At 57.7% G+C, this 20,233-nt stretch carries 20 protein-coding genes; 11 read left to right on the top strand and 9 right to left on the bottom strand.

From position 1 onward, the window contains the following. Positions 1-40 precede the first annotated feature (40 nt). The gene (locus ACI2JR_RS16950; protein WP_207896615.1) at positions 41-1,069 is read right to left on the bottom strand and encodes a LysR family transcriptional regulator; all 1,029 of its coding nucleotides are present in this window, start codon (positions 1,067-1,069) and stop codon (positions 41-43) included. 16 nt (positions 1,070-1,085) lie between these two features. Between ACI2JR_RS16950 and ACI2JR_RS16955 the strand changes: the two genes are divergently transcribed. Beyond that, positions 1,086-2,300, top strand: coding sequence for an MFS transporter (locus ACI2JR_RS16955; RefSeq protein ID WP_462479037.1), 1,215 nt, complete (start codon positions 1,086-1,088; stop codon positions 2,298-2,300). Between the two features lie 52 nt (positions 2,301-2,352). On the opposite strand, the gene murJ is transcribed toward ACI2JR_RS16955, so the two are convergent. The 4 genes from murJ to rimJ all read right to left on the bottom strand — a co-directional run bounded on the left by murJ (position 2,353) and on the right by rimJ (position 6,168). Beyond that, entirely contained in the window at positions 2,353-3,888 is a 1,536-nt protein-coding gene (murJ, locus tag ACI2JR_RS16960) for a murein biosynthesis integral membrane protein MurJ (protein ID WP_462479038.1), read from the bottom strand. 112 nt (positions 3,889-4,000) lie between these two features. Next, on the bottom strand, positions 4,001-4,924 hold the full coding sequence (locus ACI2JR_RS16965; protein WP_462479039.1) for a Gfo/Idh/MocA family protein: 924 nt from the start codon (positions 4,922-4,924) through the stop codon (positions 4,001-4,003). A gap of 2 nt (positions 4,925-4,926) precedes the next feature. Then, a complete protein-coding gene (locus tag ACI2JR_RS16970) occupies positions 4,927-5,574 on the bottom strand; it encodes a YceH family protein (RefSeq protein ID WP_462479040.1) in 648 nt (215 codons plus the stop codon). A gap of 9 nt (positions 5,575-5,583) precedes the next feature. After that, a complete protein-coding gene (gene rimJ / locus ACI2JR_RS16975) occupies positions 5,584-6,168 on the bottom strand; it encodes a ribosomal protein S5-alanine N-acetyltransferase (protein WP_132726895.1) in 585 nt (194 codons plus the stop codon). Positions 6,169-6,397: 229 nt separating this feature from the next. Between rimJ and mdtH the strand changes: the two genes are divergently transcribed. The 7 genes from mdtH to ACI2JR_RS17010 all read left to right on the top strand — a co-directional run bounded on the left by mdtH (position 6,398) and on the right by ACI2JR_RS17010 (position 11,858). Further along, entirely contained in the window at positions 6,398-7,606 is a 1,209-nt protein-coding gene (mdtH, locus tag ACI2JR_RS16980) for a multidrug efflux MFS transporter MdtH (RefSeq protein WP_132726898.1), read from the top strand. A gap of 114 nt (positions 7,607-7,720) precedes the next feature. Then, positions 7,721-8,281, top strand: a complete 561-nt coding sequence (locus ACI2JR_RS16985; RefSeq protein ID WP_132726900.1) for a lipoprotein — start codon at positions 7,721-7,723, stop codon at positions 8,279-8,281. A 122-nt stretch (positions 8,282-8,403) separates the two neighbouring features. After that, the gene (gene pyrC / locus ACI2JR_RS16990; protein WP_132726903.1) at positions 8,404-9,450 is read left to right on the top strand and encodes a dihydroorotase; all 1,047 of its coding nucleotides are present in this window, start codon (positions 8,404-8,406) and stop codon (positions 9,448-9,450) included. Between the two features lie 72 nt (positions 9,451-9,522). Next, a complete protein-coding gene (gene dinI / locus ACI2JR_RS16995; RefSeq protein WP_462479041.1) occupies positions 9,523-9,774 on the top strand; it encodes a DNA damage-inducible protein I in 252 nt (83 codons plus the stop codon). A gap of 394 nt (positions 9,775-10,168) precedes the next feature. Continuing rightward, the gene (bssS, locus tag ACI2JR_RS17000; protein WP_132728101.1) at positions 10,169-10,423 is read left to right on the top strand and encodes a biofilm formation regulator BssS; all 255 of its coding nucleotides are present in this window, start codon (positions 10,169-10,171) and stop codon (positions 10,421-10,423) included. Positions 10,424-10,549: 126 nt separating this feature from the next. Next, on the top strand, positions 10,550-11,668 hold the full coding sequence (gene solA / locus ACI2JR_RS17005) for an N-methyl-L-tryptophan oxidase (protein WP_132726909.1): 1,119 nt from the start codon (positions 10,550-10,552) through the stop codon (positions 11,666-11,668). 76 nt (positions 11,669-11,744) lie between these two features. Continuing rightward, entirely contained in the window at positions 11,745-11,858 is a 114-nt protein-coding gene (locus tag ACI2JR_RS17010) for a YceO family protein (RefSeq protein WP_004860490.1), read from the top strand. On the opposite strand, the gene ACI2JR_RS17015 is transcribed toward ACI2JR_RS17010, so the two are convergent. Next, positions 11,844-12,908 carry an oxygen-dependent tRNA uridine(34) hydroxylase TrhO gene (locus ACI2JR_RS17015; protein WP_132726912.1) on the bottom strand — a complete coding sequence of 355 codons (1,065 nt, stop codon included), beginning with the start codon at positions 12,906-12,908 and terminating at the stop codon, positions 11,844-11,846. The genes ACI2JR_RS17010 and ACI2JR_RS17015 overlap by 15 nt on opposite strands. Before the next feature lie 210 nt (positions 12,909-13,118). Here ACI2JR_RS17015 and ACI2JR_RS17020 point away from each other — a divergent pair, with 210 nt between their 5' ends. From ACI2JR_RS17020 to ACI2JR_RS17030, 3 genes are all read left to right on the top strand, one after another. Then, on the top strand, positions 13,119-14,039 hold the full coding sequence (locus tag ACI2JR_RS17020) for a Kdo(2)-lipid IV(A) acyltransferase (protein ID WP_132726915.1): 921 nt from the start codon (positions 13,119-13,121) through the stop codon (positions 14,037-14,039). Between the two features lie 171 nt (positions 14,040-14,210). After that, a complete protein-coding gene (mdtG, locus tag ACI2JR_RS17025; protein WP_132726918.1) occupies positions 14,211-15,461 on the top strand; it encodes a multidrug efflux MFS transporter MdtG in 1,251 nt (416 codons plus the stop codon). Between the two features lie 91 nt (positions 15,462-15,552). Then, complete coding sequence (locus ACI2JR_RS17030) at positions 15,553-15,939, top strand: MysB family protein (protein WP_462479042.1); 387 nt, start codon at positions 15,553-15,555, stop codon at positions 15,937-15,939. On the opposite strand, the gene ACI2JR_RS17035 is transcribed toward ACI2JR_RS17030, so the two are convergent. From ACI2JR_RS17035 to mdoG, 3 genes are all read right to left on the bottom strand, one after another. Then, positions 15,940-16,167 (bottom strand): YceK/YidQ family lipoprotein, encoded by a 228-nt coding sequence (locus ACI2JR_RS17035; RefSeq protein WP_132726922.1) that lies wholly within the window; start codon positions 16,165-16,167, stop codon positions 15,940-15,942. Between the two features lie 66 nt (positions 16,168-16,233). After that, positions 16,234-18,762: a glucans biosynthesis glucosyltransferase MdoH gene (mdoH, locus tag ACI2JR_RS17040; protein ID WP_462479043.1), complete on the bottom strand. Its 2,529-nt coding sequence runs from the start codon at positions 18,760-18,762 to the stop codon at positions 16,234-16,236. Next, on the bottom strand, positions 18,755-20,233 hold a 1,479-nt coding region (gene mdoG, locus ACI2JR_RS17045; protein WP_462479044.1), incomplete at its 5' end, for a glucans biosynthesis protein MdoG. The genes mdoG and mdoH, both read right to left, overlap by 8 nt.

Here is a 20,233-nt window from a genome sequence, read left to right on the forward strand (position 1 = left end):
CGCGACGCGTCATAAAAAAACCGGCCTCTGGCCGGTTTTTTTATTCCCCTTCCGGCCGCTGCATCCCGGCCACCTGCGGCATCACCTCGCGCATCAGGTCGAGGAACTTTCGCAAACGGGTGGGATAATACCGCGCCCACGGATAGACCAGATGCACCGGCAGCGCAGATGCTCGCCACGATGGAAACAGCTCAATCAACCGCCCGGCGGCAATATCTTCCGCTACCGCCCAGCTTGATACGATAGCCACCCCCAGCCCCGCCAGCGCCGTATTGCGGGCCACATAAACGCTATCGGTGCTCAGGCACGGCACAATACCGAACGTTAATTCCCGGTTATCTTGCTGGCGTTGCAGCTTCACCTCATGCTGATAGAAGGTGCTGATCGCCACCCACGGCAGGCGTGACAGATCCTCGGGCATGGCTAACGCCGGGTAGCGCGAAAGCAATGCCGGCGCCGCCACCAGACTGCGCGGCACCTCGGCCAGCAGCACGGACACCGTCGCCGGATCGACCTCGGCGCCGACCCGAATAGCGCAATCGATATTGTCACTGAGGAAGTCGACGGTTTTGTCATTCAGCATCCACTCCACCGCCAGCTGCGGATAGCGCTGCAGGAAACTGACCAGCGGATCGAGCAGCTGCTGCTGGCCAAACGCGTGCGGGGCGCGCACCCGTAAGACGCCGACCGGACGGTCGTCGGCGATACTCAGATCGTCCTCCAGCGCCATCCACGCATCCACCACCTGGCGCGCGTGCTGATAGCAGCGCTCGCCGTCGTCGGTCAGTTTCATGGCATGGGTGGTGCGCAAAATTAACTTTGCGCCGAGCAATCTTTCCAGCGACTGCAGGCGTCGGCTCACCGTCGCCTGGGTGGTATTCAGCTGTAGCGCGGCGGCAGAAAGCGAACCGGCCTCAACGATTCGAATAAAGGTCCGCATCAGTTCAATACGATCTATACGCTCCTGCCTCTTCATTATCCTTGTCTCTATACGTATTACGTATAACCGTTTTACCACCGCGCTATCTACCGCGCCAGCCGTAATCGGGAAAGAATAGCGCCATCTCATCTTCGAGGACTGCATCATGACACCGACGCCTTTATCCACCCGCCAGGCCGGCTGGATTATTTTTATACTCGCTCTCGGCGCTGGCTTTAGCGTCGCCTCTATTTATTATGCCCAGCCCCTGCTGCCGCTGATGGGCGCCAACCTGCACCTCAGCGTGGAAGGGATGGGATTAGTCCCTACCCTGACCCAGGCAGGCTACGCGCTGGGCATCTTGTTTCTGCTGCCGCTTGGCGACCGCCACGATCGCCGGATGCTGATCTTACTGAAAAGCGCGGCGCTGGCAGTCCTGCTGCTGCTGTGTAGCCTGACCGGACAGCTCACTTCGCTGCTGGTTGTCAGCCTGCTGATCGGCATGGCGGCAACCATGGCGCAGGATATCGTGCCGGCGGCGGCGATTCTGGCGCCGGCGGGAAAACAAGGGAAAATGGTCGGGACGGTGATGACCGGGCTGCTGCTGGGAATTCTGCTCTCCAGAACGGTCAGCGGCCTCGTCGGCGCGCTGTTCGGCTGGCGGGTGATGTATCAGGCGGCGGCGGTCAGTATTGCGTTAATTGGCCTGCTGATGTGGCGCATCCTGCCTCGCTTTGAAATTCATTCAACGTTAAGCTACCCGCAGCTGATGAAATCCATGGTGCAGCTCTGGAAACGCTACCCTGCGCTGCGCCGGGCGGCGCTGGCGCAGGGCTTTTTATCCATTGCCTTCAGCGCCTTCTGGTCAACGCTGGCGGTGATGCTGCTCGCCCACTATCAGATGGGCAGCGCCGTTGCCGGTGGATTCGGTATCGCCGGCGCGGCCGGCGCGCTGGCAGCGCCGCTGGCCGGCGGGCTGGCCGACAAATACGGCGCCGGAAAAGTTACCCAGTTAGGTGCGGCGCTGGTGACGGTCTCCTTCGCTCTGATGTTGCTGATGCCAGCCCTGCCGCCGCACGGCCAGCTGATCCTGATTGGCCTCTCGGCCATCGGCTTCGATCTTGGTCTGCAGTCCAGCCTGGTGGCCCATCAGAACCTGGTATATGGCCTGGAGCCCCAGGCCCGCGGCCGCCTGAACGCGCTGCTGTTCACCGGGGTATTTATCGGAATGTCGCTCGGTTCCGTGCTCGGCAGCAGGCTGTATGTTGCGGCCGGCTGGAACGGCGTGGTGATCCTGGCCGTGGTTGCCGGCGCCATCGCCCTTGCGATTCGCCTGCGGGAAAGCGCGCGCCTGCAGTCTGCCCAGCGCGCAACCCGATAAAAACCCCGCTCCGCAGAGCGGAACGGGTCTCTTTCAGTCCGGCGTCCCGTCCTCAGACGGTACGTCGGGCGAACTCTTTCACCCGGAAGCCCAGCAGCAGCAGAGTGGCGAAATAGGCCACGACCCCTACGCCCACGACCGCCATCAGCCGCACAAGGCGGAACAGCATGGTGCCTTGCGACCATTCCGGCATGATATACATCATGCCCAGCAGCGCAGCAGACATCACCAGCACCGCGATCACCAGACGCAGCAGGAACGAGAACCAGCCGGGCTGCGGGGTAAAGATTTTTTGCTTACGCAGCTGCCAGTACAGTAAACCGGCGTTGAGACAGGCCGCCAGACCGATGGACAGCGACAGGCCGGCATGTTTGAGCGGACCGATAAAGATCAGGTTCATCACCTGGGTCATAATCAGGGTAATGATAGCGATTTTAACCGGCGTTTTAATGTCCTGACGCGAGTAGAAACCCGGCGCCAGCACCTTCACCACGATCAGCCCCATCAGCCCGACCGAGTAAGCCACCAGCGCCCGCTGGGTCATGGCGGCATCGAAGGCGCTGAACTTCCCGTACTGGAACAGGGCGACGGTCAGCGGTTTGGCGAGGATCCCCAGCGCCACTGCGCTCGGCAACGCCAGCAGAAAGCACAGGCGCAGACCCCAGTCCATCAGGCGGCAATATTCGTCATGGTTACCGCTGGCGAAGCTTTTGGACAGCGAGGGCAGCAGAATCGTCCCCAGCGCCACCCCCAGCACGCCGGACGGAAACTCCATCAGGCGATCCGCGTAGTACATCCACGATACCGAACCAGAAACCAGAAATGAGGCGAAGATAGTGTTGATGATCAAGGAGATCTGGCTGACGGAAACGCCGAGGATCGCCGGCCCCATCTGTTTGACCACCCGCATCGCGCCGGCATCTTTCAGGTTGATGCGCGGCAGCACCAGCATGCCGATTTTTTTCAGATGCGGCAGCTGATAGGCCAGCTGGAGCACGCCGCCGACGGTAACGGCCCACGCCATCGCCAGCATCGGCGGATGAAAGTACGGCGCGGCAAACAGCGCAAAGCCGATCATACTGACGTTGAGGAAGGTCGGCGCGAAGGCGGGAACGGAAAAACGGTTCCAGGTATTGAGAATTGCCCCGGCCAACGATGCCAGAGAAATCAGCAGAATATAAGGAAAAGTGATCCGCAGGAGCTGGGTGGTCAGCGTAAATTTATCCGGGCTATCGACGAACCCTGGAGCGGTCACGGTGATAACCCAGGGCGCTGCCAGCATCCCGAGGACCGTGACAACCGCCAGAACCAGCGTCAGCAGACCCGAGACATAGGCCACGAAGACGCGGGTCGCATCCTCGCCCTGCTTACTTTTATATTCGGCAAGAATCGGCACGAAGGCCTGCGAGAAGGCGCCTTCGGCGAAAATGCGTCGCAGCAAATTCGGTAATTTGAAAGCCACGAAAAAGGCATCCGTCGCCATCCCGGCACCAAAAATGCGGGCAACGATAGCATCACGCGCAAACCCCAGAACGCGTGAAAACATGGTCATCGAACTGACAGCCGCCAGTGATTTTAATAGGTTCATTAACGTGTTATTCCACAACCCTGAAGTAAAACGCCCGCGATAGCGGGCGCTGGAAAGTGGCGATAGTCTACCGGGTTCGTAATGAATTACTACTCCCAGATGTTACAACGAATTATTCACTGATGGCCTCGCGCCACAGTTTATCAACGATGCGCTGGGCCAGCAGCGCCTGTTCGCCAGCCGTTTCGGGAACCGTCTGATTTTGCACGCATTCAATAAAATGACGCGCGCAGCCGACAAACCCTCGTTGCTCCAGCGTGGTTTGCCAGCCGGGCACCGGCCGCTGTACCACGCCCTGACCGCGCTCTTCCTGCCACTCACGCATATCCCGGACCTCATACAGCCCGCCGTCGGTAATCGCCTGCACCCATTCGCGCTGACTACCGGCGCGGCGGTGCATACTGGTGGTGATCTCCAGCTGCGGGGTGCTGAAATGATGTTCAGCATAGAGCATCTCCCCCTGGGCGGTGGTCTGCAGCGTCCCGCCGCTCAGGCGGGCTTTTCCTCCCGCCAGCCACAGGGCGGTATCCACCACGTGCAGATAATCATCCAGCAGGGTAAAGCGCAGATCGTGGCCCACGCTGTCGCTGCGGTGTTTATCCATGCGTAGTGACGCGGCACGCTCCAGCTGCGCTTTGAGCTCGCGGTACAGCGGGGCAAAGCGGCGGTTGAAGCCCACCATCAGCGTCAGCTTGCGCCGGGCCGCCAGCTCGACTAACGACTCCGCCTCATTGAGTTTGTCGGCCAGCGGTTTATCGACGCAGACATGCACGCCGGCGTTCAGCAAGCGGCTGACCACCTCAAAATGCGAGGCCGTCGAAGTGTGTACAAAGACCGCATCACACTGTGCCGCCAGCCGATCCAGCGACCCGGCATAGGGGATACGCCAGGTGTCGCAGATCCGTAGCGCCTTCTCTTTACCCGGCGACCAGGCCGCCTGCAGCGTCCAGCCGTCCGCCGCCCCCAGCACCGGTAGCCAGGCCTTCTGGGCGATCCCCCCCAGCCCTACCACTCCCACGCGTAATGTCGCCGTCACGGTTAATCTCCCAGGTGAGCCAGCAGTGAATCCAGCCGCGTTTTAAGCTCCGCCACTTCATCTTCCAGCGCCTCAACACGGCTCTGAAGGTCATCGGTAGGCGGCGACACGGCCTCAACGGCGGTGATAAGCGAATCCATATCGTCGCAGAACAGATGCATATAGCGGGACTCGCGTTTCCCCGGCTCGCGCGGCAGGCGGGCGACGAACGGGCCGTCATCACGGCTGGCCAGCGTGTCGAGCACGTTCTCGACTTCAGCCATATCGCTAAATTCATGCATTCGCTGGGCGCGGCTGCGCAGCTCGCCCGGCGTCTGCGCGCCGCGCAGCAGCAGCGTGGCGACCACCGCCACCTCCGCCGGGGTCAGCTTCAGATCGCCGAACTCGGAATTACAAAAGCGCTGCTCGTATTTGGTGACCCGGTTGCCAAACCCGCTGACCGTGCGCAGATAATGGCGTTTGACCAGCGTGTCGAGAACCTCCTGAACATCGCTTTCGCTCAGCGACATTACCGGTTCACGGTTGGTTTTCTGATTACAGGCGGTGACCACCGCATTAACCGACAATGGGTACTGTTCCTGCGTGGTGATCTGCTTTTCCAGCAAACAGCCAATGACCCGCGCTTCATGTGCGGTTAACTGATATTTCATGCTTTCTCCTTAGCGACCCGGAGTCCAGTCCGCTGTCGTCAACGCCGTCAGTACATGGTCGCGCCACTGCCCATCGATCAGCAGATAATCTTTGGCGTAACCCTCTTTTTCAAAACCAAGACGCGCCAGTAAATCGCCGCTACGCTGATTATGCGGCATGTAGTTGGCCATTATGCGATGGATATGCTGCGTGCGCTGCATATAACGAATCGCTGCGGTCAGCGCTTCAAACATCAGTCCCTGCCCCTGCCACTTCTCGCCGATGGAATAGCCGAGATAGCAGGCATGAAACGACCCGCGTACCACGTTAGAAAAATTCGCCACGCCGATAATCTCTTTCTCTTCCGGGTCGAGCAGCGCAAAATAGAACGCCGAGCCCTGCTTGTGAAACTCCGAAATCATCGACAAACGCGCCTGCCAGCCGGAGGGGTAGCAGTGGCTGTCGTCGCGCACCGGCTCCCAGGGTTTTAAGAACCCTTTATTCTCCGCGTAATAATCGGCCAGACGCCAGGCGTCACGATCGTAAACCAGCCGAACCACCAGCCTGTCCGTCGTCAAACGCACCTTGGGTACGTTACTGCGATAGCCAAACATTCCCTTCTCCTGTTCCCCTGACTTATCACCCTGCTCCTTTCACTATACCTGTCCTGAACGGTTGTGTGAAAACAGCAACATACCATTTTCTGCACCATCTCCCCTTTTCGATGAATAGACTCTATCGATCTTGCATTTTGATAAAAAAATATTATCGCAAGGAAGCTGGGAAAGTCAGTGCCTTCCCCGCACACTATCCGGGCAACTCTTTCTTTTCCCTGGAGGGGAAATGTCCCGCGTATCGCAGGCAAGGAACCTGGGTAAATATTTCCTGTTAGTCGACAACATGCTGGTCGTCCTCGGCTTCTTTGTTGTCTTTCCGCTGATCTCCATTCGTTTTGTCGACCAGATGGGCTGGGCGGCGCTGATGGTCGGGATTGCCCTCGGCTTGCGTCAGCTGGTCCAGCAGGGGTTGGGCATTTTTGGTGGCGCGGTGGCCGATCGCTTTGGCGCCAAGCCGATGATCGTCACCGGGATGTTAATGCGCGCGGGCGGTTTCGCGGCGATGGCCGTCGCGCATGAGCCCTGGGTACTGTGGCTCTCATGTATTCTCTCAGGACTCGGCGGTACGTTATTCGATCCGCCACGCGCGGCGCTGGTGGTTAAACTGGTGCGTCCGCATCAGCGCGGGCGCTTCTTTTCCATCCTGATGATGCAGGACAGCGCCGGGGCGGTTATCGGCGCGCTGCTCGGCAGCTGGCTGCTGCAATATGACTTCCGCCTTGTCTGCTGCGTGGGGGCGGCGCTGTTCGTCGCCTGCGCCGCCTTCAACGCCTGGTATCTCCCGGCGTGGAAACTGTCAACGGTGAAGACGCCGGTCCGTGAGGGATTGGGCCGGGTGCTGCGCGACAGGCGCTTTGTCACCTACGTGCTGACGCTCACCGGCTATTATATGCTGGCGGTTCAGGTGATGCTGATGCTGCCGATTATGGTCAACGACATCGCCGGCTCCCCCAGCGCGGTGAAATGGATGTATGCCATCGAAGCGACCCTCTCGCTCACCCTGCTGTATCCCATCGCGCGCTGGAGCGAACAGCGCTTTCGTCTGGAGCACCGGCTGATGGCCGGCCTGCTGGTCATGACCTTAGCCATGCTGCCCATTGGCTTAACCAGCAATTTACAGCAGCTCTTTACGCTGATTTGTCTCTTCTACATGGGTTCTATCATTGCCGAACCGGCCCGTGAAACCCTTGGCGCATCGCTGGCCGATGCCCGTGCCCGCGGCAGCTACATGGGGTTTAGCCGCCTGGGGTTGGCCTTTGGCGGGGCGTTTGGCTACGCCGGCGGCGGCTGGTTGTTCGACGCCGGTAAAGCGGTGAACCAGCCGGAGCTGCCGTGGTTGATGCTGAGCATTATCGGCCTGATCACCTTTATCGCCCTGTGGTGGCAATTTAGTCAGAAGCGATCGACCTCCGGGATGCTCGAATCGCGTACCTGACTTTACCTTCGGGGTCAGACGCATTTTCAGCATTTTCCGCTGGCACGCCCAACGCTGGCAGGCCATGCTGCTTTATGTCAGGATGAGCCCATGGCATGACCGTTAAGGAACCCAATGAAAAAGATGTTTATCGTGGCCGCGCTGATCGTCAGCGGCCTGTTGAGCGGCTGTAACCAGCTAACGCAATATTCCGTTAGCGAGCAGGAAATTAACCAGGCGCTGCAGAAACGTAACCACTTCGCCAAGGACATCGGCCTGCCGGGCGTAGCGGATGCACATATTGAGTTACACAATCTGACCAGCGCTATTGGCCGGGAAGAGCCGAACAAGGTGACGCTGAGCGGCATCGCCAATCTGGATCTGAACTCGTTATTCGGCAACCAGAAGGCCACCATTGATCTGAAGCTCAAGGCGCTGCCGGTGTTTAATAAAGAGAAAGGCGCCATCTTCCTGCAGGAGATGGAAGTGGTCGATGCGAAAGTGGCGCCTGAAAAGCTGCAGTCCGTCGTGCAGACGCTGATCCCGTATCTGAATCAGTCCCTGCGCAGCTACTTCAACCAGCAGCCGGCCTACGTGCTGCGTGAAGATGCCAGCACCGGCGAGGCGCTGGCGAAAAAATATGCGAAAGGTATTGAGGTGAAACCGGGAGAAATCATTATCCCGTTCACCAATTAAGAGCCCGGGCGCTGCGGCGCCCGTTTTTTTACGGAAGTTGATGCAAAGGAAAACGTTTACGCTTATCCTTAGTGCCCGGCAAAAACAGCCCTGATGACTGACCCTATTAGCCGGAGCCTTCCATGACAGCACAATCCCAGGTATTGAAAATCCGCCGCCCTGACGACTGGCATATCCATCTGCGCGATGACGAGATGCTGAAAACCGTCGTCCCTTACACCAGTGAGTTCTATGGCCGGGCGATCGTGATGCCGAATCTGGTGCCACCTGTCACCACCGTTGACGCCGCCATCGCCTATCGCCAGCGTATCCTCGATGCCGTCCCCGCCGGGCATGACTTTACCCCGCTGATGACCTGCTACCTGACCGATACGCTCGATCCCGCGGAGCTGGAACGTGGATTCCAGGCCGGCGTATTCACGGCAGCAAAACTCTATCCCGCCAATGCCACCACCAACTCCAGCCACGGTGTCACCAGCGTTGATACCATTATGCCGGTGCTTGAGCGGATGGAAAAACTGGGGATGCCGCTGCTGGTTCACGGCGAAGTGACCCATGCGGATATCGATATCTTCGACCGCGAAGCGCGCTTTATTGAAACGGTGATGGAACCCCTGCGTCAGCGTTTACCGGGTCTGAAGGTGGTGTTTGAACATATCACTACCAAAGATGCCGCCGAGTACGTCCGTGACGGCAATGAGCTGCTGGCCGCGACCATTACCCCGCAGCACCTGATGTTCAACCGCAACCACATGCTGGTTGGCGGCGTACGTCCGCATCTCTATTGCCTGCCGATTCTGAAACGTAATATCCACCAGCAGGCGCTGCGTGAGCTGGTCGCCAGCGGCTTTACCCGCGCATTCCTTGGCACCGACTCCGCGCCGCACGCCCGTCATCGTAAAGAAGCCAGCTGCGGATGCGCCGGTTGCTTTAACGCCCCAACCGCGCTGGGCAGCTACGCCACGGTGTTTGAAGAGATGAATGCCCTGCAGCACTTCGAAGCATTCTGTTCGCTGAATGGCCCGCGCTTCTACGGCCTGCCGGTTAATGAGACCTTCGTTGAGCTGGTGCGGGAAGAGAGTACCGTGGCTGACAGCATCGCGCTGCCGGACGATACTCTGGTGCCGTTCCTCGCCGGCGAAACCCTGCGCTGGACCATGAAAAAATAAAAGCGTTGCCCCCTGTTGTAAACAGAGATTTGATACTGTATAAATAACCAGTATACTACACAGGGGGCCATCATGCGCATCGAAGTGTCTATCGCCAAATCCACAGCTTTACCCAGCGGCGCGTTAGAAGCGCTAAACACCGAACTCTCGCGGCGTATTGAACAACAGTTCCCGGATAACCCAAGCCAGGTCACGGTGCGCTTTGCCAGCAGTAACAATTTGTCCGTCATTGGCGGCCTGAAAGAAGATAAAGACCGGATAAGCGAAATCCTGCAGGAAACCTGGGAAAGCGCTGATGACTGGTTTATCCATGACGTATCCTGACTCTTGCGGCCAGCCTGACAGCGCCCGCGCAGTTTTCCCGCTGAGGTGACAGAAGTCAGCCGGGGGATTCTGCCAGGCGTGCAGGCCGTCGCAAGAGCGTCAGATACAGCAAATTCAATTTGCTCCCTCATTGTGCTTTTTTTGCCGGGTCGCCCCGGCTTTTTTATCCCTACCGCAGACTCAGACTTTTCTTTATTCTTCTGATTATTTCCTTAAAAAATAATGCCCCGCGGGACTAAATTTGCGCAAAAAATCATCAGGCAGGGGAAGATCTGCCCCGCTGGATTTAATTTCTCGAGTTTATTCTTAACTCCTGATATAATTAACTTGCTTCAAAAAATATGCATTAAACCTCGAGAATTGTTGTCTTTTAACATATGAATAAGGGGTTATGATGGAAAAGAATAATGAAGTCATCCAGACCCATCCCCTCGTCGGATGGGACATCAGCACCGTTGATAGCTACGATGCCATGATGTTGCGCCTGCACTACCAAAACCCCACTCATGAAAGCAGTAACGAAGCTGAAATTGGCCAGACGCTATGGCTAACGACGGAAGTCGCACGTCAATTTATTTCTATTCTGGAAGCAGGTATTGCGAAGATAGAATCAGGTGAATACCAGGCAAATGAGTACCGCAGGCATTAAAAAATTATGCCGCTATCGATATACTCACACTAAACAGGCACCCGCGGGTGCCTAATTTATTTTCGGGCTTGTATAAGCGCAGGTTGTTAATTACCCTGCTAATAAAGCAAAAAACCGGAACATATCATGCAATACGATCTCATCATTATCGGTAGCGGTTCCACGGGCGCCGCCGCCGGCTATTATGCTCGCCGTGCCGGACTTAACGTCCTGATGACCGACGCCCACCGGCCTCCGCATCAGGAAGGCAGTCACCACGGCAACACGCGTCTTATCCGCCACGCCTATGGCGAGGGCGAAAAGTATGTCCCGCTGGTACTCCGCGCGCAGCAGCTGTGGGACGAGCTCGCCGTCACCAGCGGCGAGGCGGTCTTTGAACGTACCGGGGTGATTAACCTCGGCCCGGCGAATTCCCCTTTCCTCGCTAACGTCGCTCACAGCGCCCGCCAGTTTCAGCTCGATGTTGAAGAGATGGATGCTCCGGCCATTATGGCCCGCTGGCCGGAGATTCGCGTCCCGGAAGATTACCGCGGAATATTCGAACCGGCGTCCGGGGTATTGCGCAGCGAACTGGCCATCGAAACCTGGATTCGCCTCGCCCGCGAGGCAGGCTGCGCGCAGCTGTTTAACTGCCCGGTTACCGCCATTCACCACCACCCGGACGGCGTGACTATCGAAACCGCTGACGGCCACTACCGCGGCAAGAAGCTATTGGTCAGCGCCGGAACGTGGGTCACGCGTCTGCTTCCGGGCCTGCCGGTTCAGCCGGTACGTAAAATCTTTGCCTGGTTCCAGGCCGACGGCCGCTACAGTCGCAAAAACAACTTCCCGGCGTTTACCGGCGAACTGCCCAACGGCGATCAATACTATGGTTTTCCGGCAGAAGACAATGAACTGAAAATCGGTAAGCACAACGGCGGGCAGCTTATCTCCGCCCCTGAGGAGCGCACGCCGTTCGGCACAGTCGCCACGGACGGTTCCGAGTCGTTCAATTTCCTGCGCAACGTCCTGCCCGGTATCGGCGGCTGCCTGCACGGCGCTTCCTGTACTTACGACAACACGGTGGATGAGGACTTTATTATTGATACGCTGCCCGGCCACCCTGACACGCTGTTGATTAGCGGGCTAAGCGGCCATGGCTTTAAATTTGCGCCGGTGCTCGGCGAGATTGCCACCCAGTTTGCGCGCGGAGAGACGCCGGCATTTGACCTGGCCCCCTTCTCGCTGGCACGCTTTCAGCCGTAATTGCCCGCGTGGCGGGCCGCCAACCGACAGACAAAAAAACGGCCTCGATGGAGGCCGTTCATCACAGAGAGATTTTATGCGTCGCCTGTATGATTTACTGGTCAACAACGTCCGCGAGCACTTTATGATTTACCTCGCGCTGTGGCTGCTGCTGGCGATCGTCGATCTTATCTGGTTATGGTTTTTCTGATGTCGCAGGATCCGGGATCCCCAGCCGGGTGTTCAGCCGACCGCGTGACTTATTGAAGATCTTATTGCCATTTTCACGCCCGGCCCGCAGCTTACGCTGCTCTTCCTCGGGCAGCTTATGCTCTTCCATGCAGGCCTCGCTACAGCATCCGGCAAACTTTTCGGCGCAGCTCGGGCACTGAATAAACAGCAGGTGGCAACCGTCATTCAGACAGTTGGTATGGCTATCGCACGGCGCGCCGCACTGATGGCAATGGGCAATCACATCCTCGGAGATGCGCTCTCCCATCCTTTCATCAAAGACAAAGTTCTTGCCGATAAAACGTACCGGCAGCCCCTGCTCACGCGCGCGACGGGCATATTCGATGATACCGCCTTCGATGTGCCAGACTTTGTTGAAGCCGTTATGCTTCATCCAGGCGCTGGCCTTCTCGCAGCGGATTCCCCCGGTGCAGTACATGACGATTTTTTTGTCTTTATGTTCCTGCATCATTTCGACGGCTTTCGGCAGCTGTTCGCGGAAGGTGTCCGCCGGGATTTCCAGCGCCTGCTCAAAGTGCCCCACTTCATATTCGTAGTGGTTACGCATGTCGATAAACACCGCGTCGGGGTCATCCAGCATGGCGTTGACTTCTGCCGCCTTCAGATAATCCCCGACGTCGGAAGCATCAAACGTCGGATCGTCGATCCCATCCGCCACGATGCGATCGCGGACTTTGAGGCGCAGCACCCAAAAGGATTTGCCATCGTCGTCCAGCGCGATGTTCAGGCGCAGGCCATCCAGCGCCGGATCGAAGGCGTACAGGAACTCGCGTAAAGCTTCGACCTTGCTTTGCGGGACGCTGATTTGCGCGTTGATACCTTCGCGGGCCAGATAGATGCGGCCAAAGACGTTTAGTTCGGTGAGCGCGAGCCACAGCGCATCGCGCGTCGCTTTCGGGTCCACAATGGTGAAATATTTATAAAAAGAGATCGTCGTACGCGGTTCGCTCTCGGCTAACATCTGCGCTTTTAACGTCTCATTTGAAATGCGGTTATGTAACACTGGCATGGTGTACCTGCTCGACATAGGAAATGAGTAAAATAAACGGCCGGCATCATATAGCAAACGGCGTTAATTTACATCCCCACATTTTGCGCTACATTTCACTCACCCACCTTCGCTACCGTTTAACAATAAATGCCACCTGGGACAGTCGTTTTGGCTGATGCACTAAAAAATGCGATAATAGAACAAGTTGCTTAATTGAACAGGTATAAGATGACCCATTTACCTAAATTCTCCGCGGCGTTATTACACCCGCGCTACTGGCTGCTTTGGCTAGGTATTGGCCTGCTGTGGCTGGTTGTTCAGCTTCCTTATCCGCTGATTTACCGCCTTGGCAAGGCGATTGGCCGCCTGGCGCTGCGCTTTATGCAACGTCGCGCCAAAATCGCGTATCGGAACCTGGAGCTCTGCTTTCCGGAGAAGAGCGAAGAGGAACGCCACCGGCTGGTGGTGCAGAACTTTGAATCCGTCGGGATGGGGTTAATGGAAACCGGGATGGCCTGGTTCTGGCCTACCAGCCGCATTGCGCGCTGGACTGATTCCATCGGCGTCGAGCATATTCGGGCGGTACAGGCGCAAAATCGCGGTATTCTGCTGATTGGCGTCCACTTTCTCACCCTCGAGATGGGGGCGCGAATGTTTGGTATCAACGAACCGGGCATTGGCGTCTACCGTCCGAATGATAATCCGGTCATCGACTGGCTGCAGACCTGGGGACGCTTACGTTCCAATAAGGACATGATCGACCGTAAAGACCTGAAGGGGATGATTCGGGCGCTGAAAAAAGGCGACGTGCTCTGGTACGCGCCGGACCACGACTACGGCCCCGGCGCCAGCGTATTTGTGCCTTTGTTCGCCGTCGAACAGGCAGCGACGACATCGGGGACCTGGATGCTGGCGAAAATGTCGAAAGCCTGTATTGTCCCCTTCGTCCCACGGCGTAAACCTGACGGCAAAGGCTATGAGCTGATTATTCTGCCGCCGGAGTGCGACCCGCCGCTGGATGATGCGGAAACGACCGCCGCCTGGATGAACAAAATCGTCGAGCAGTGCATTCTGATGGCGCCGGAACAATATATGTGGCTGCATCGCCGTTTTAAGACCCGGCCGCCGGGAGTCCCGTCGCGCTATTAACGCGCGATGGCTTTCACCACCTTCCCTCCGGCAACCCGATACCTGCCGGAGGCGCAGACCCTCGCCGCGGTTTTAAACGCCCCCGCCCATTGCGATGATCATTTCTCAGGCGCATAATTAGCAGGCTCATATTTTCATTTTTTGACCTGCCTGACAGGCCAATGGAAGCCTATGTCGTCTGCTGATACCCCGATCAACTGGAAGCGAAATCTCACCGTCGCCTGGCTGGGTTGCTTTTTAACCGGCGCGGCGTTTAGCCTGGTTATGCCTTTTCTTCCGCTCTATGTCGAGCAGCTTGGCGTGACCGGCCATAGCGCCCTGAATATGTGGTCAGGGCTGGTCTTCAGCATCACCTTCCTGTTCTCCGCGGTCGCTTCACCATTCTGGGGCGGTCTCGCCGACCGTAAGGGGCGCAAGATTATGCTGCTGCGTTCCGCCCTTGGAATGGCCATCGTCATGCTGCTGATGGGACTGGCGCAAAATATCTGGCAGTTTCTGATCCTGCGGGCCCTGCTCGGGCTGTTGGGCGGCTTTGTTCCGAATGCCAACGCCCTGATTGCCACCCAAATCCCACGGCAGAAAAGCGGCTGGGCGCTGGGGACCCTGTCAACGGGCGCCGTCAGCGGCGCGCTGTTGGGGCCGCTGGCCGGCGGTTTCCTCGCTGACCACTGGGGGCTGCGCAGCGTCTTCTTTCTCACCGCCAGCGTACTGCTAACATGCTTTATCCTGACGCTGTTTTTGATCCGTGAACGCTTCGAGCCGGTCAACAAAAAAGAGATGCTTCACGCCCGGGATGTCTTCTCCTCGCTGAAGAGTCCGAAACTGGTACTGAGCCTGTTCGTCACCACCATGATCATTCAGGTCGCCACCGGTTCGATAGCCCCAATACTGACGCTCTATGTCAGAGACCTCGCCGGTGACGTCAATAATATTGCCTTTCTCAGCGGGATGATCGCCTCCGTTCCCGGGGTTGCCGCCCTGCTCAGCGCCCCGCGCCTCGGCAGGCTGGGGGACCGTATCGGGCCGGAAAAAATCCTTATCGTGGCGCTGATCCTCTCCGTTCTGCTGTTGATTCCGATGTCCTTCGTCCAGACCCCGCTGCAGCTCGGCATTTTGCGCTTTCTGCTCGGTGCCGCCGACGGGGCGCTGCTGCCTGCCGTGCAAACGCTGCTGGTCTACAACTCCACCAGTCAGGTCGCCGGGCGCATCTTCAGCTATAACCAGTCATTTCGCGATATTGGCAACGTCACCGGCCCGTTGATCGGGGCGTCGGTTTCCGCCAGCTATGGCTTCCGGGCCGTGTTTTTCGTCACGGCCGCCGTGGTACTGTTCAACGCGGTCTATTCCACCCTCAGCCTGCGGCGCCCTTCTGCTGGGGAACCCGCGCAGGAAGCGGACCCTGGCGATCGGTCGGTAAATTAATTGCGTCAAGGGCTGTTGCCCTTGACGCAATGCTCAGCGCCTTCTATAGATTGAATCGTGACCATTTCTCATTCTTCTTAGGGGATTAGCTATGCCAAAGAATTCGATTTTCTATGCCACGCTCGAAGAAGCTATCGATGCGGCCCGCGAAGAGTTCCTTGTCAATAATCCGGATAGCGACGAGGAGAGTGCCAACGTTGAGCAGTTGAATATCCAGAAGTACGTGTTGCAGGACGGTGATATTGCCTGGCAAGCCGAATTTTTTGCCGACGAGGATGGGGAAGGCGAATGCCTGCCGATGTTAAGCGGCGAGGCGGCACAGAGCGTGTTTGACGGTGACTACGACGAAATTGAACTACGCCAGGAGTGGCTGGAAGAGAATACGCTGCATGAATGGGACGAAGGTGAATTCCAGCTGGAACCCTCTCTGGACACCGAAGAGGGTCAGACCGCCGCCGACGAGTGGGATGAACGCTAGTTAATTATAGGGCCCGTGACTGGCATCCAGCGGTAACAGAAGCGTATCGAAGACCAGTGAAAAAGGCAGATCGAGAATGGTGATATAGCGCCATGCCGAATCACGCACGTCCCACTGCACGCCGGGGTAATACTGGTTACCGTGTCCCTGCCCCGGCACCGTGCGGCTAATAATGCTGCCGCAGCCGCTGAGCACCAGCGTCATGGCGATAATCAGTAAAATTCTCATCTGCTACCTCAGTTCTCAGATAAAAAAATACCGGCAATATTGCCGGTATTTTCCTTCACGTACGGCTTACTTTATTTTCAGCGCCTGCGGGTTGAGCGTCACCTGCTGATACGCGCTTACCCACGAAGAGTATTTCTCCGGCGCAGCCCACACGCGATAGTGCAGGCGTGACAAAGTGACCGGGTCGCTCAGTAGCACCAGACGACGGTCGCGATTAAGCTTGTCCGGCGTCTCGTTCAGCGCCTGCTCGACGTGGCGTTCACGGGCAATTTCCAGGATATGGCCGTGACGGTGGCGCGCGGTTGCCATCGCCGTCGCCAGGGCGTTAAACGATGGATTAAACACGGCGTGCATAAAGCCATCGTCCAGCGAACGCTGACGGTTCATGGTCAGATACGCATCGGTATCCTTCAGTACCTGCGGCGGCGCGTACTCTTCCGGGATCAGGAATAACTTCCAGCGTTTGGTGCGCAGACCAACGGTCGCCCGGCTGGAAATCACCGACACAAACGGTGACAGGATCAGCGAGAAGACAATCGGCGCCAGCCAGAACAGGAAGCGCAGATCCAACCACGCCATCCCCACCGCCCACACCAGGCCCAGCAGCAGCTGCGAACCGTGGCGCATAAAGGCTTCACCCCACGGCGTGGAGTCATCATCACGCTGCGGAGAGTTCCAGACCACTTCCCAGCCGAGGAACGCGCTGACCACAAACACGGTGTGGAACAGCATACGCACCGGGGCCAGCAGCACGGAGAACAGCACCTCCAGCAGCAGAGAGAGCGTGACGCGGATAAATCCGCCGTACTCTTTCGAGCCTTTGCACCACACCAGGATAATACTCAACAACTTCGGCAGGAACAGCAGCACCATGGTGGAGGCAAACAGCGCGATGGCCAGCTCCGGTCGCCACTGCGGCCATACCGGAAACAGCTGTCGCGGCTGCAGGAAGTACTGCGGCTCGGTCAGCGCATGCACGACCTGCAGCGCGGTCGACAAGGCAAGGAACATAAACCACAGCGGCGCCGACAGGTAGGACATCACGCCGGTCAGGAACACCGCCCGGTGCACCGGGTGCATGCCTTTCACCAGGAACAGGCGGAAGTTCATCAGGTTACCGTGACACCAGCGGCGGTCGCGCTTGAGCTCATCCAGCAGGTTCGGCGGCAGCTCTTCATAGGAACCCGGCAGATCGTAGGCGATCCATACCCCCCAACCGGCGCGGCGCATCAGCGCGGCTTCCACGAAGTCGTGCGACAGAATCGAGCCGGCAAAGGAGCCTTCACCCGGCAGAGGCGCCAGCGCGCAGTGCTCGATAAACGGCTTCACGCGGATAATGGCGTTGTGACCCCAGTAGTGCGATTCGCCAAGCTGCCAGAAGTGCAGACCGGCCGTGAACAGCGGGCCGTAAACGCGGGTCGCGAACTGCTGACAACGGGCATACAGGGTATCCATCCCGGAGGCGCGAGGCGATGACTGGATAATCCCGGCGTTCGGGTTAGCTTCCATCAGACGCACCAGCCCGGTCAGACATTCACCGGTCATCACCGAGTCGGCGTCCAGCACCACCATGTAGCTATACTGGCTGCCCCAGCGGCGGCAAAAGTCATCAATGTTGCCGCTTTTACGCTTCACACGACGGCGCCGGCGACGGTAGAAAATCTGCCCTTCGCCCTGCACTTCCGCGATCAGCTCCATCCACGCCTTCTGCTCAGCCACGCAGATATCCGGGTTGTAGCTGTCGCTCAGGATATAAACGTCGAAATGCTGCTGTTGGCCCGTCGCTTTCACCGATTCCCAGGTCGCACGCAGCCCGGCGAACACCCGATCGACGTCTTCGTTACAGATAGGCATGATCAGCGCGGTGCGGTGTTCAGGGTTTAGCGGCTCATCACCGACGGTAGAGGCGGAAATACTGTACTTATCGCGCCCCATCAGCAGCTGCAGGAAGCCCATCAGCGCGGTCCAGAAGCCCGCGGAGACCCAGCAGAAGAGCACCGCAAAGAGGATCAGGATCCCGCTCTGCAGCACATACGGCAGCAGCTGCATGAAGGAGACCCACAGGTTCTGCCCAACCATGTCCGCCGGATTGATTAACGCCCAACCCTGATACGGCAGAATGGTTTTCATATACCAGGTCGCCACTACCGTCTGCGCCAGCGTCAGCAGCAGCAGGATGTAGCGGCGGATGGTACCGGCGGTACGCCACTTCTGTTCGCTCTCCTGCTCTTCCTTAGTCAGGCGAGAAAGATAGCGCGGCGTGACGTCACGCCCACGCAGCCGATCCCAGAAGCGACCAACCGGGTTGGTACGCCAGGGGTCCGGGAACATAGAGGAGCGTTGCGCTTTCGGCATCGCGTGCAGCTGGGTACGCCCTTCATCATCTTTAATCAGCTGATCGCCGGCCAGAGAACCCGGCCAGCTATGCTCCAGCCGCGATTTGACAGACCCCAGCGGGGAATCGTCTTCACGCGTAAAGGTATGATGTTCGGCATCCAGCGCTTCGTGTACGGCTTGCAGGCTCGTGTCAGGAAGCGCGGCTTTTTCAGCATCCGACAGCGGCAACGCATCAATGTACTTCGTTATCTTATTCATTGGCAGGCAGCTGATAGCTCCAGGTTTCACTCAGCGTCTGGTCAGCATTGACCAGCGCAGCGCGCATTTCCGTGGTTTTCTTCGGATCTTTCACCTTCACGCGCAGAATCATACGCCAGCCTTTGGTGACCGGGTTATAACGCACGGTATTTTCAACGATCTCTGCGTTGTCGCCGATGCTCGCCTGCGCCGTTACCGGGGTATCCGCCGGCAGTTTTTTCATCTCAGCGCCGGTGAAGTCGACGATAAACGCAATCGTGCCATCCGGCTGGCGAATCAGGTTTGACTGCTTCACATCGCCCGTGGAACGACGGGTCTGCATAACGTACGCGTTATCCGGTGAATGCAGCTTGTCTTCATCGCGGCTAAAGGTAATCGAGTATTTAAAGTTCATCTCTTTACCCGGATCCGGCAGCTGATCCGGCGTCCAGTAGGCCACGATGTTATCGTTCGTCTCATCGTTGGTTGGGATTTCAACCAGTTCGATTTTCCCTTTGCCCCAATCGCCTTTCGGGGTGATCCACGCGCTTGGACGGAGGTCATAACGATCGTCGAGATCTTCAAAGCGGGAGAACTGACGGCCACGCTGCAGCAGGCCAAACCCTTGCGGATTTTCCATCGCATAGCTGCTGACGGCCAGGTGTTTCGGGTTATTCAGCGGACGCCAGATCCATTCGCCGTTGCCGGCCAGAATCGACAGGCCGTTAGAATCGTGCAGCGCCGGACGGTAGTTGGTCGCCGGAGAAGGCTGATTCGGCCCGAACAGGAACATGCTGGTCAGCGGCGCCACGCCCAGTTTGCCGACCTTATCGCGCAGGTACACCTTCGATTGTACGTCTACGACAGTATCGCGGCCCGGCATGATCACAAAACGGTATGCCCCGGTGGCGCGTGGGGAATCCAGCAGTGCATAAATAGTCAAACGTTTATCCGTGGCTTTTGGACGCTCAATCCAGAACTCACGAAAACGCGGGAATTCTTCGCCGGAAGGCAGTGCGGTATCGATAGCCAGGCCACGAGCGGATAGCCCGTAAACCTGGCCCTGACCCAGAACGCGGAAGTAGCTGGCGCCGAGCATGCTGACGATTTCGTCGTTCTTATCTTTGCTATTGATCGGGTACAGTACTTTGAAACCGGCGAAGCCCAGGTCTTTCACCGTATCTTTGTCATGCTGGACGCTGCCAAAATTGAAGTAATCCGGGTTATATTTAATCTTACGCACGCTGCTGGCGGTCACTTCGTTAATGGTGACCGGCGTGTCGAAATACATGCCCTGATGATAAAACTCAAGTTTGAACGGGGTCTTCTGGTTGTTCCAGTAAGCCTTATCGTGATTAAACTGGATCTGTTGATAGTCCGCGTATTTCATGTCGCGGAAAGCGGAGGGCAGGTTACTCTTCGGCGCTTCATAGCCTTTCCCGGCTAACGCTTTGGCCTCTTTTGCAACGTCATCAATGCTAAACGCCCATGC

The sequence above is a fragment of the Klebsiella sp. NPDC088457 genome, assembly GCF_044900465.1.
In the GTDB taxonomy this organism is placed as follows: domain Bacteria; phylum Pseudomonadota; class Gammaproteobacteria; order Enterobacterales; family Enterobacteriaceae; genus Klebsiella.